Source organism: Bizionia sediminis, from assembly GCF_042684585.1.
GTDB classification, from domain to species: Bacteria; Bacteroidota; Bacteroidia; order Flavobacteriales; family Flavobacteriaceae; genus Algorimicrobium; species Algorimicrobium sediminis.
Genome location: NZ_JBHULS010000001.1, coordinates 582,218 through 596,499, shown reverse-complemented (window position 1 = coordinate 596,499; position 14,282 = coordinate 582,218). Strand labels below are relative to the sequence as shown.

General features: G+C 40.3%; 2 protein-coding genes. Both read left to right on the top strand.

Going from position 1 to position 14,282, the window contains the following annotated elements; all coding sequences use genetic code 11:
* Positions 1-2,442 (top strand): PorP/SprF family type IX secretion system membrane protein, encoded by a 2,442-nt coding sequence (locus tag ACFSQP_RS02660; protein ID WP_376891566.1) that lies wholly within the window; start codon positions 1-3, stop codon positions 2,440-2,442.
* 50 nt (positions 2,443-2,492) lie between these two features.
* The gene (locus ACFSQP_RS02655) at positions 2,493-14,273 is read left to right on the top strand and encodes a T9SS type B sorting domain-containing protein (RefSeq protein ID WP_376891564.1); all 11,781 of its coding nucleotides are present in this window, start codon (positions 2,493-2,495) and stop codon (positions 14,271-14,273) included.
* Positions 14,274-14,282: the final 9 nt, after the last annotated feature.

Below are 14,282 nucleotides of genomic sequence, written 5' to 3'. Positions count from 1 at the left end.
ATGGTAAAAGGATATATTTTACTTATTGTATGTTTATTAGCTGCTTTTACCTTCATAAAAGCGCAGGAAATGCCTGTGCTTACTTTTAGCGTTCCGGCCCAAAACAATATTAAGTTCAATAGGTTTATACAAAACCCAACCTATTCGTTTGTTGGCGAAGACAGGGCCTACATATCCATGTACCACAGAAACCAGTGGATAGAGTTTAACGATTCACCAAAGGCATATATGTTAAGCTATACAGGGCGCTTTAATGACAAAACTGGTTTGGGTATTGGTGTTTACCAACAAAGTACAGGTGTTATAAATAGCTTTGGCGCCATTGGCAATTACGCACATAGCATTCGTTTAACCAATACAATGCGTTTGGCATTTGGCTTTAATTTGGCTTACTACAGTAGTGGTATAGCCAATAACCGCACCGTAACCGCCCAGGACGACCCTTTGTTACTATCCTTCCGAAGCACTTCGCTCGTTACTATTAAACCAGGAATTAATTTATCGTTTAAGCAATTCGATTTAGGCTTTTATGCTGAAAATTTGGTGGACTACGATTTTAAAACCAGTAAAATGGCTTCCCAGTACATTAATAAAACATATTCCGCGCAACTTCAGTATACCCACGATTTTTTTGGCGCCACTGGACTATTTGAAGCTACAAACATGCGGTTAGCACTTGTTGCAGAAATGAACGAATCGTTTGGAACTGGCTTTGGCGGATCGGTACTTACCAATTTCCCTAAAATGGGTTGGTTGCAATTGGGCATTGATAATTACTACGGTGTAGGAGCTGGAATTGGCGCGCATTTAAGCAAGCGTTTATCTATTGGTTATATCTACGAGCGTACCACAAAAGAAGGTCTTGTTAATTTAGGGCCAACACACGAGGTAAATTTAGTGTTTGCTATTGGTAATTCTGGTACAGCTTCCAACAGAAAGTATGTTGCACAATCCAAAAAGAAACCATTAAACCCTGCAACTAATGACGTTGAAAATCCTATTGAAACCATGGTTTTTGAATCTGCTTACCCAGAAACAGAAACGCAAACAACCACCACAACCACAACCACCGAAACTACTACTACCCGCACAACCACCACAACAAGTTCAAATGGTTTGGAAAAGGTGCAAAATCAGTACCGCACAAACTATAACAACGGGATTAACAACAACTTAAACAGCTTAAAACAAGCACAGGCAAACCGTATAGCCGAACTACAAAAACAGTTGGATGCGGAAAATGCCTATTTATTAGATATTTTACTACAAGAACAAGCGCTAAACACTCTAAAAGCGGCCGAATTAGAGGACCGTATTAAAAATTTGCAAGCTTACGCACAGCGTCAAAAGCAAGCGCAAACCATACCTAGCACGGACATTAAAACAATCGTTTTAAAATCTGCCAACCCACCAGTAAAAAAGATTCAACCACAATCGGTAGACGATCTTAAAAATGCTGAAAATGGTTTTTACCTAGTTTCCGAAGCACCCAGCCAGAACGGCCAGCAGCCTCTTGTTTCCATTTCTCGTTTTGAGAGATTAGCCGATGCTGTTTCGGCGTACAATATTGCCTACGCTAAAAACCCAGAAAACACCTTATATATCGTTCACGTTAACAATCCAGATAGCCATTCAACTGGCATTTACAACAATACACAACCAGCTACAACTTCCAACACGAACCCATATAATACACCACCAAATAATAACGAGACTATCACTTTTAGTGGTCTGGCTGCTTTAACACCAAATGCAACCAAAGCATCGGGCAGCAATTCCAACCGAAATGACGATAGTATTTCAAAGGAAAAAGTTTTAGGTAACCGATTAATTACCAGTCTTCCTATTTCAAGACCTGAAAACAAGGCTATTGGTAGCACGCCAAAAACAGACAGTTTAGGAGCTACCAGCACGATAGCTGGAAGCAACCAAAATGCCAATCAAGCATCCCAGATAGCGGCGAATAGTTCCAATAATCCTACAGAGGACAGCATGGCAACAACAACACCTAAAACCAGTCCTAGCGAGACTACAAACATTGATAAAACAACAATTGCAGACAATAAAAATATAACCCCTAAAACCAAAAACAATGAATCCAAAACTACGTATGCTACAACCAAAAAACCTGTTAAGCAGTTCGATGATGATTACGATACAGAAACACGACGTAAAAATGTCAACCTTTCCTTAATAGGGGTAGAACCTGGCTACTATATAGTAGCAAATGTCTTTTCGCAATTTAGCAATGCCGAAAACTTTTTAAACGCTTTAAAAGCGCAAGGTTTAGACCCAGCGTATTTTAAAAACCCCCGAAATAAATATACCTACGTGTATTTAAAAAGGTTTGATGAATGGCGTAGTGCCTCTAAAGCCTTTCACTCCAAATTAAACAATACCTATACCGGTAAAATTTGGATTATGAGTATCAATATCGATTAATAAATTATGACTAAATAAAAGCATTCCCCGATGCTACAAAGCCAAAAGTTATGAAAAACCCTATCTGCTTTAAACTAATTTTAAGTGCCTTATTTGCCTTAATATCACTAAACAGTATATCGCAAAATTACGATCCGTTTACACCGCGTTTCGATGCCGATATAAAAGGTGACATCCTATTAATAGGAAACAATATAATAAACAGAGACACCAACTCTACCACACCAAACGATCCGTACTTTGGAACAAGTAATTACAACTCCGATTACAACATGCAATACATTGATATTGACAACGACCCTACTACCTTTAGTTCTAGTAGTGCCAATTTGGAGGTTCCTGGTAGTTGTTACAACGTTCTATATGCCGGCTTGTATTGGGGCGCTATTTACCAAGAAACAGATAGAAGCGCCATAAATCAGATAAAATTAAAACTACCACAAGGTGGCTATAACGATATTACAGGCGAAATTATTTACGACGCTGTCAGCACGCCTATTGGTTCTAACGGGTCTACACCTTACGCTTGTTATGCAGATGTTACAGGACTTGTACAAAGTTTGGCAGATCCAAATGGTACCTATACCGTAGGTAACATGACGTCTAGTTTAGGATATCATGGGGGAACCGGACTTTGTGGGGGCTGGTCCTTGTTTGTAGTGTATGAAGATCCAGCACTTCCTGGAAAAGCCATTGTCTCTTTCGATGGTTTTAGCGCTATTGGTGGTGCCACAACTTTAGATGTACCTGTTTCTGGTTTCCGAACCATTCCTGTAGGGCCTGTACGTGCTAAATTTGCTTTTTCGGCTTTGGAAGGCGATTTTAGAATTCAAGGGGATTATTTACGTATTAATGGCACAACCATGAATACGCCAGAGCGTCCAAATAGAAACTTTTTCAATAGTAAAATTACCAATTTAGCAGGCGAGTTTAACAACCGTGTACCTAATAGTCGCAATACACTAGGCTTTGACGCCGGTATTTTAGATGTCCCAAATCCAGGAAACTCGGTTATTGCCAACGGAGACACAGCCGCAACTATTAGACTGGGAAGCACCCAAGATGTTTATTTTTATTTTTTCAACGCATTTGCCGTAGATATAATTCAACCAGACATAAACCTTACTAAAAATGTAGAAAATACAGCGGGGGTAAATATTAATAATGGCAACGTTATTCTAGGACAAGAATTAGATTATGTTTTAGGCTTCCAAAATATTGGAAACGATGGTGCTACCGGCTATACCATTACGGATGTATTACCAACAAATGTCGATTTCCTTTCGGTAGATTTAACAAATGCACCCGGCGTAACATTTACATACGACGCCGCAACGCATGCCCTATTATTTAACATCCCAGATAATTTAGTGGAAGAAGGCGACCCCAATTATGAAATTCGCATTCGTGTGAAAGTTATTGAAGAATGTAATCAACTTCGAGACGCCTGTTCTAATATTATTCAAAATCAAGCTTACCAAACATATAGCAGTGTTACCGCTGGTAACGTAGTAGCCAATGAAGATCCAAGTGTTTCTAATATTGATATCTGCGGATTTCCAACACCAGGCTCTACAAACTTTTTAGTAAATATAGACGGCTGTACCTTTGAACGCGAAGAGGTACTTTGTGGCAGTAGCATTACCTTAACTGCTGGAAATGGCTACGCCAGTTATCAGTGGTATCAAGGAACCGAAACAACAGGAACTCCTATTGGCACAACACAAACAATTACCGTTACACAGCCGGGTATTTACACCAGTGTTAATACCGCGCCACAACCATGCGTTTCTACCGTAGAAACAGTTAATGTGGTTTTATTTGGGGCCAACATGCCAAACCCCATAACACCTTACGCCAACCAAGTAGTTATTTGCCCTAATAATGGCGAAGAACTTCCGGAAATATTTTTATGTGGCGCAGGAGACAGTGTACTGCTAGAAACCAACATTACAGACGCAACCAGTATTACCTGGGAAGTACTAAACGAAGCTAGTTGTGGCACGGCGCCTGCAAATTGCCCAAATACTAGTCCTACCTGTACATGGAACGAGGTAGGCACTGGTGCCACCTTCAACGTCGATACGGCAGGCCAATACCAGCTAACCGTAATGTATCAAAACGGTTGTTTTAGAAAGTTCTATTTTAATGTATATCAAAATTTATTCACGCCTACAGAAGTTCACAGAGATATTACCTGTACCACAAATGGTCAGATTACTGTAAATGGTGTACCAGCTGGTTACGAGTTTAGTATTAATGGTGTGGGTGGTCCATACCAAGCCAGTAACGTCTTTCCCATTGCAGTGGCTGGTACATACACCATTCATATTCGTCCAATTGGGGTAACTAATCCATGTATTTTTACACTGGCCGATATTCCAATCCGTAATCGCGATTTCTCCGCCGATGTTTTAACCAACCAACCACTTTGTGCTGGCGACCAAGGCAGTATAAGTATTCAAATGAACGACGTTAATCCGCAATACTATTTTGAATTAATACAAGGTGGTAGCGTAATAAGCAGTGTTGGTCCTATTGCGGCTAGTGATTATACATTCAACAATTTAAATGCGGGTACCTATACTGTAAACGCCACCACGGACGATGGTTGTGTTTACACAGAAACAACAACCTTAATAGCACCAGATCCCCTAACGGTAATAGCCACCCTTACAGATCCGCTTACCTGTACACCGGGTATGCTTACCATGGTTGCAAATGGAGGAACACCGCCATATTATTACTATATTAACAGTACAACAGATTTCCAAACTGTACCAGAGTACGAAGTTACGGCAGCCGGTACTTATACTATAACCGTAGTAGATTTTAATAACTGTACGGCTACGACCCAAATACAAGTATCGGAAATGGCCGCTCCACAATTTACAGTTAGTAATACCAATATTTTATGTTACGGCGATGATACTGCGGAAATTATCTTTAATGTATTAAATGCCAATGGATACACCCTAGCATATAGTATTGATAATGGTACCACGTTTAGCCCTAATCCTGTTTTTTCAAACCTAGTGGCAGGAACTTATGAAACTATTATTCAATATAGTATTAATGGAAATAATTGTGTAACCAGCCCGCAAACCATAACTATTACAGAACCAGATAATGCTTTAACCGCTTCAGGAGGTGTAGCAGAATCGGCTGGATGTGGCCCCTCTGGAGAAGGACGCGTTCGGATAACCAATCCGCAAGGCGGAACACCACCGTATGCGTATAGTTTTGACAACGGTCTAACTTATGGCCCATCCAATGAAGCCTATTTATTCCCTGGAACCTACACCTTGTATATTCAAGATGCAAATGGCTGTATTTTTCCAATGGTTGTAACTATTAACCCAGAACCTACCCCACCAACTATTGAAATTACAAATACCAATTTTAATTGCGATGGTTCTGGTAATGCTACCGTAACTGTAAATAATAACGGTGGTAATTTTAATTATACCTATTTATTGGATGGTGTTGAGAATACCAATGTACCAAGCAATGTTTTTGTTAACGTGCCTAGCGGCAATCATACGGTTACCGTTCAGTATGAAAATATAACCATCCCAACGTATTCCAACTTACTTTTTGAAGATTTTGGTGAAGGTCGTAACACCACAACTCCGGGAATTGCGCCTGCTTACTGCTTTCATGATCAAACAATTTTTCCATCGCTTTGTCCGCCATTTAACAACCCCCGTTTGGAAGACAATCAATACGCCGTAACAAGCGCCATTATACCAAACAATCCAAACTGGCACCCTTACCGCGATCATACTTCCAATGGTACAAATCCTAACGGTCGTTTTCTTGCGGTTAATATTGGTTCGGCTGCCGGACCTAACGGAATCCTATACAGCAAACCCATTAATAATGTATTGCCAAATCAAGACATTATTGTTGATTTATATTTGGCAAACTTATTGGATGTAGGTGTGGCAGGTGCCGATCCTGATTTTATTTTGGAGCTTGTTGATGGCTCGGGAACCGTTATTGCCAGTCAAGCTACGGGAATTATAGATAATACGGTAAACGCTTGGCAGTTGCGATCTGTATCGCTAAACCCAGGTAGTAATACAACTTTAACTTTTCAAATCCGATCAGGAAGTATTCTTTACAATGGAAATGACGCCGCTATAGACGATATAAATGTGTATCAAGTGCCTATTGTTTGTACTACGGAGGTTAATTTTCCTATTGTTATAGATTCTAATCAAGCATTTTCCGCACAAGTGGTAAGTGCCACAGATGTAAGCTGCTTTGGTAGTAACGACGGCCAAATAACTCTTGCTGCAGCCAATTTTCAATTACCATACGGGTTCGACTACTCTATAGATGGCGGAACTACCTGGACAAACAGCACAAGTTCGCCCGTTACCATTTCAAATTTACCTAGCGGAACTTATAATGTTAACATAAGGTATGATGATACCGCGAGTACCTGTAGTTTTTCATTTATTCAAACAATATCTGAACCAAACGCCCTATTGGCCACAGCTACCTTAAGTAGTCCAGCAACCTGTTTAAGTGGTGCTACCATTACAGCTAGTGCCAGCAATGGTACGCCTAATTATCAGTACCAATTAGAGGACGATTTGGGCAATGTTATAATAGCATTCCAAACCAATAACACCTTTAGTAATGTATTGCCGGGCAACTATGTGGTTGTTGTGCAAGATGCTAACGGATGTCAAGATCCAATTGACTCCGTTATATCTATTGCATCACCTTCAATTCCGGTAGCCACTATTGCAGCAACTTCCGATATTTGTTTCGACGCCGGAACTTTGGCTTCTTTAGAGGTTTTAGTTACTGGTGGTGTTGCACCTTATAGCTACAGTATTAACGGTGGTGTTTTTCAAGCAGCAAACACATTTACTAACTTAACACCTGGAACTTACGCCATAGTTGTTAGAGATGCCTACGGTTGCGAATCGGTTGCCGTTACGCAAACAATTTCCAACCAATTAACGGCAAATGCGGTTTTAACCAAAGGCCTAGATTGTTCTGCTAATCCAGATGCTGAAATAGCTACGTCTATTTCAGGTGGTTTAGCGCCGTATAACTACCAAGTATCGTTTAACGGTGGTGCTTTTTCTGGTACAACCGGCGTCATTGGCACTAATTTTAACTATGCGACAGCTACCAACGGAACCTATCAGTTTTTAATTACCGATGCGCAAGGATGTACAGTTCAAACCGCCGTTGTTTCCATAGATAGCTTACCTGTTCTAAATGCGCCATCAGTTTCAGTTGTGCAAAATAACTTGTGTTTTGGCGATAATTCTGGAGCCATAAGCGTTACGCCTTCAGGTGGCTTAACGCCATATACCATAAGTGTATTAAATACTACTACAGGTACTAACTACGGTAATCAAACAACAGGATTAGAAGCAGGAGATTACACCATAACAGTAACAGACGCCAATAGTTGCTCCACAAGTGCAACTGCTGTTATTACCCAACCTAATGCTATCAGCTATACGGTAAGTACTACCGATATTACTTGTAATAACCCAGGTGGCACCTCCTATGGAGAAATTTTAGTAACCAATGTATCTGGTGGTACAGCGGAATACACGTATTATGTTTCTAATAATTTTGGTTATTCCGATAGCTACACCACAACGGCAGGCGGCGAGGATCACGCTTTTATAATATTAGATTTTGGTATTTATACAGTTGAAGTTATAGATGCTAACGGCTGTTCAGAAATACAAAACAATATTACTATTGCCTCACCACCTAGCGATTTAGATATAGATATTACGACTTTAACGGCTAATTGTGCAACAGGAGGTACCGCTGTTATTACCGTAACTTCTGTAGTAAGCAGTGGTAGTTATGAATTTGGTATTTTGGAAACCAACACCATACCATACACAACCACTTATCAGCCGGCCGATGCTGGAACACCAGAAACCTCAACTTTTACTGGTTTAACTCCTGGTGTTACTTACACTTTTGTGGTTCATGATTTGGTTACAGACTGTTATTACTTTGAAACGGCTACTGGCCCTATTAGTACGCCTTCTAACCTAACCACTACGTTAACAACTGTTAATAATGTAAGTTGTACAGGAAATGCTGACGGCAATGTAAGCTTTACTGTTGCTAATTACGACAGTGCTGCGACAGCTGTTACTTACGAAATTTTCAATTATCAATCCAACGTTTCCACGGGAATTAGCGGCACCATTACACCATTATCGGGAGGTACCGAAACTGTTAATAATGCAGGACCGTTAGCACCTGGACAGTACTATATTTTATTGTCTGAAGTAGGTGGCGCCTATAATAATTGTTCCGCAGCATCTATAAATTTTAACATTACAGAATCTACAAATGCATTAAATATAGCTGCTAATATTGTTAGTGCCGATAATTGTAGCGTAAATGCCGGCGTTATTTCGGCCACTGCTCAATTTGGCACACCACCATATGAGTATCAATTAAATGTTGCAGGTGCTCCAGCCCCTAATGCCAGTACATGGACTGGTTCGTCTAATAACGTCTTCAATGTGGAAGGTGGTGCATACGACATCTATGTTATTGATGCTTACGGTTGTATTCAAGCTACTTCAATAGTAATGCCAACGGACACAGCTCCTAATATTAGTTTGGCTATTAACGCCACAACTATCTGTAATTCTGAAGGTAATTTTGAAATTGTTATTACCCGAGATAACACAGTTGGTGTTGCACCATTTACGTATAGTGTGAATGGATCCGCTTTTACGTCTTACACAGAGGATGCCTTTAATTCCTTTACTATAAGCGGTTTAAATTCTGGAACGCATACGGTAACTATTCAAGATGCTAATGGCTGTACAGAAACAGAGACTGTAACAATTTTACCTCCTTTAAGCGGTTTAGCCAGCACTAGCTTGTCGGCTTCCCCAGACTGTGGTGCTAGCGATGGTATAATAACCTTATCGCCAAGTGGTGGTTCGGGTTCTTATAGTTTTAATCTGTTTCCTGTAACACCGGGTGTTATTTTAACCGGAAATACCTATACCAATGTGCCTTCTGGAAGTTATACAGTTACCATTACAGACACAAACACATTATGTAGCGTTAGCATACCAGTAAGCATAGCGACTCCAGATTTACCAAATATAAATCCTGTGGTTAGCAATGTAACTTGTAATGCTGGCACAGACGGTATAATAACAGTTAATTTAACTGGAACTAATACCGACCCTGTTTATACCTATGAAATTAATGGCCCTGTTACCGTAGGTCCACAAACCGGTAATGTTTTTAATGGTTTACCTGCTGGATCTTACACTATAACCGTAACTTCTGGAAGAGGTTGTACCACCACTTCTGTAGTTACAATAAGCGAACCTAATAGCATGAATGTTCCAAGTGCCATAGTAAGTGAATTCGCATGTACAGCCAATACCAATACCGTTGTTAACGCGAGTATAACAATTACAGGCGTTACGGGTGGATCTGGCTCCTACATTAATTACGAATTTATACAAAGTGGCACGGTATTGCAATCCGGAACTGCTAACGTCTATAACGAAGCGAATGTGTTAGGCGGTAGTTATGTTATTAATGTATACGATTCCAACGGTTGCGTGGGTACTACAACAGCCACTATAAACCCTTACACAGAATTACTAATGCCAACTATAAATATAGATAGTCCTATAAACTGTAATACGGCAGAGACAATTACTATTACTCCAAATTTTAACGGTGTTACACCAAGTGTTTTAAATTATACGGTAATAGGATTAAATGGAAATCCGTATAACGTAAGCCAAAGCACTGGTACTTTTACAGGTTTAACTATTGGCAGTTACAGTATTACGGTTGAAAATCCAGCAACTGGCTGTTTGGTAGAAACTGTTCACTATGTATCAGATCCTAATTCATTTACTGTAGAGGCCAATGTTGTGTCCAATGTAACGTGTTTTGGCGCAAATAATGGTGCAGTTGATATCACATTTATAGATGAAAACACGGTTCCTACCAACGATGCGGGTCCTTTTAGTTATACTATTTTGGATGCTCTAGGAAACACGGTTTTAACGGGTTCAAGCCCAAATGCGGGTCCGCTATCTATTTCAGGATTAGAAGGTGGTGTTTATTCCTTGGAAGCCACGTTAACCAACAATCCGTTTTGTCCGGCACAAATAAATTTCACCATAACACAACCAGCTGCAGCTTTAGCGTTGCAAATAAACAGTACACCAGTTACTTGTATTACATCGGGAGACGATGGAACTATTTCAGCGAGTGCCAGTTTTGGATGGGGTGCTCCATATAGCTATCAATTATCATTAGGCGCCACCGTTATTTCGGCTTGGTCTCCTACAAATACATTTACCAACTTAACCCCTGGAACATATACTGTAAGTGTGCGCGATATTAATGGCTGTGAAATTTCAACATCCGAAACCTTGGTAGCGCCAGCAGCTATTAGCGGTAATTTAACCGCAGTACCTACAGCCTTACCGTGTTTTAACGATGCAAATGCTACCTTAACCGTTAGCGGTGTAACTGGTGGCTACGGATCGGATTATGTTTACACCTTAATTAATACGGTAAGCGGCATAAGTTCCGGGCCTCAAGCAAGTCCTGTATTTACTAATATCCCTGCAGGTTCTTACTTTGTAACCATTAGCGACCCTTGGAATTGTAGTAATCCTACCAATACGGTAACTATTACACAACCTAGCAATGTGGCTACAGGTGTTGTTTCCATTGTAAACATGCCAACATGTAGTTCAGATGCAGAAATTCAAATAACAGTTAGCGGAGGCACAGCACCGTATACCTTTAGTACCGATGGTATAACGTTTAATCCGTTAAACCCTTCCAGTACTTATGTAGTAGGTCCTGGCACTTATCAGTACTACATTCAAGATGCTAATGGTTGTAACACTACCATTACAAACGAAATTACAATTGATCCCGTAATTCCAGTAACAGTAAATCTGGATTTATCTGGTTCAACCATTAACTGTAGTGGTGGGGCCAATGGAACAATTGTAGCAACGGCAACCAACGGTTTGGGTAACTATAGCTATGAGTTAGTGGATACAAATACCAATACGGTCATTCAAGGACCACAAGCCAACGGTATTTTCCAAAACATATCGGCTGGTAATTATATGGTAAATGTAAGCAGTGGTGTGGATTGTACTGGTGCCTCGGCTCCAATAAGCATTGCAAACCCTAATCCGCTTGTAGTGTCTACCAGCAAAACAGATATAAGCTGTTTTGGTTTAACAGATGGTAGTATTACCCTAAATGCTACTGGTGGAACAGGAACTATTCAGTATGCCATTTCACCTAACCTTAATCAGTTTGTAAATACAAATGTGTTTACCAATTTGGCTGCGGGCACTTACGATGTCATTGCACAAGATGAAAACGGTTGTTATGACGTCTTTCAAATAGAAATTATAGAACCAGACCCTTTACAGGCCGTTTTTGGAACTATTGCTGATGAATTATGCGTAAACGAAGGTAATGGCGCCATTACCATAAACATTACTGGTGGCTCGGGTAGTTATTTGGTAAGTTTGGATAACACTAACTTTACTACAGTAACTGGTAACACGTACACCTTTACAGGTTTGTCTGGTAATACATTTTATCAAATTTATGTTACCGACTCTAACAGCTGTTATATTAACCCACCGTTGGAGTATTTTATGCCGCCAGCTGTTGAGGTTATTCCAAGCACCAGCATTGCCTTAACCTGTAATGCTAATGTCCCTGGAAACACCGTAACTATAAATGTAAACCCGGAGGTTTTAGGAGCTGTTACGTATAGCTTGGATGCTATTAATTTTTCAGCCAACAACGTATTTAGCAATTTAACGGCAGGCAGTTACACGGCCTATGTGCAACATACAAATGGTTGTACACAATCGGTTAACTTTACCATTGACGCTCTGGATCCAATTACGGCCACTGCTGCAACCACAGCCAATATTTTGTGCGCTGGAGACTCCTCGGGCAGCATAGAAGTTAGCGCAATGGGCGGTACAGGCACTTTAGAATATGCTATTTCTCCAAACTTTGTGTTTCAAACTGCTAATGTTTTTAACAACCTACCTGCAGGTACATACAGCATTCTTGTTAGAGATACTATTTCATGCGAGGTTAGCTTAACCAACCTGGTTGTAACCGAGCCTAGTAGCGCACTTTCTGCTACCATTTCCGGCACACCAGAAACCTGCCTAAATGCCAACGACGGGAGTATAAGTGTATCTTTAGCTGGTGGTACAGCACCGTATTTTACCAGTTTAGATGGTGTTAATTTCACACAAGATGTTTTCGACTTTAATAACTTAAGTGGTGGTAATTATACGGTTTATGTTCAGGATGCCAATGGTTGTAGTCTAGCACCACTTTCTTATACTGTTGCCGGTGGCGTTGCTATTCAAGGGTCAGTTACTGTTGCCAATACCTGTAACAATAACATAACTAGTAATGAAATTACAGTTACCGTAAATCCTACTGTAAGTAATAGCGTGCAATACAGTTTAGATGGTACTACCTTCTCAAACAGTAATATATTTACCAATTTAGCAGCTGGCACTTATACGGCCTATATACAACACAGTAATGGTTGTACGGAATTAGTTCCGTTTACAGTAACCAGTTTACCGGTGGTTACTTTAAACACAGTACCAACTAATTTGTTGTGCCATGGCGCCAATAACGGTAGCATAACGGTTACTGCAACAGGTGGCACAAATGTGTTTACCTATGCTATTTCGCCAAATTTTGTTCAAACCACAGAAAACACCTTTAATAACTTGGCTGCTGGTAGTTATACCGTTCGCGTGTACGATGAAACGGGATGTTATTCGGAAGACACTGTAGTTATAAATGAACCTGCACCACTGCAAGCCAACTTGGTAACGGTTTATGAAGAGTTATGTGTGGACGATAACAACGGAGCTATAGAAATTAGCATCCCTAACGGAGCTGGAACACCACCGTATTACACCAGTTTAAACAACCCGAACAATTTTGTTCAGGACCAATTTATTTTCGACAATCTTGATGGTGGCCAAACCTATACCATTTATGTTCAAGATGCCAATAATTGCCAGTTTACATTGGATGTTACTTTGCAAGCGCCAGCCTCATTAAATGCTCAAGCCAATGTAGCGTACTTATGCGAAGATAACCGCGTAACAATTACAGTAGACCCGAGTTCTGCCAACAACGTTACCTACATATTAAATGGTAACATTAGCCAAACTAGCAATGTATTTACAAATGTGCCAGCAGGATTGCATGAAGTTGAAATACTTCACAACCAAACTGGATGTTTTGAAACTGTTTCATTTTTTATTGAAACCGTTATGCCACTTGGTTTAACATTAGAGGAAACAGATATTAATCAAATTACAGCAACGGCCTCTGGCGGTTCTGGCAGCTACACTTACTATTTTAATGGTATAGATAACGGATCGTCCAATGTGTTTACATTCTATCAATCGGGTACCGTTTTCGTAAGGGTTGTTGATGCTAATGGTTGCGAAGTGGAACGCATACTACCTGTTGTTTTTGTAGACGTAACCATACCAAATGTATTTACACCAGATGGCAATGGCGAAAATGATACATGGACACCAATGAACACCGAAAATTATCCAAATATTCAAACATTAGTTTACGATAGGCATGGTCGTGTGGTAGCTAATTTAAGACAAGGCCAATCTTGGAACGGCGAGTATCAAGGTAACCCGTTGCCTACAGGCGATTACTGGTATGTTATCAGTTTAGGAAGCGCCCGGGATAACCGTGAATTCGTAGGACATTTTACATTGTACAGATAAACACTAAAT

What these genes read in the sequence shown, in the direction of transcription:
- ACFSQP_RS02655 (WP_376891564.1), top strand. Translation starts at nt 2,493, where the DNA reads ATGAAAAACCCTATCTGCTTTAAACTAATTTTAAGTGCCTTATTTGCC.
- ACFSQP_RS02660 (WP_376891566.1), top strand. Translation starts at nt 1, where the DNA reads ATGGTAAAAGGATATATTTTACTTATTGTATGTTTATTAGCTGCTTTT.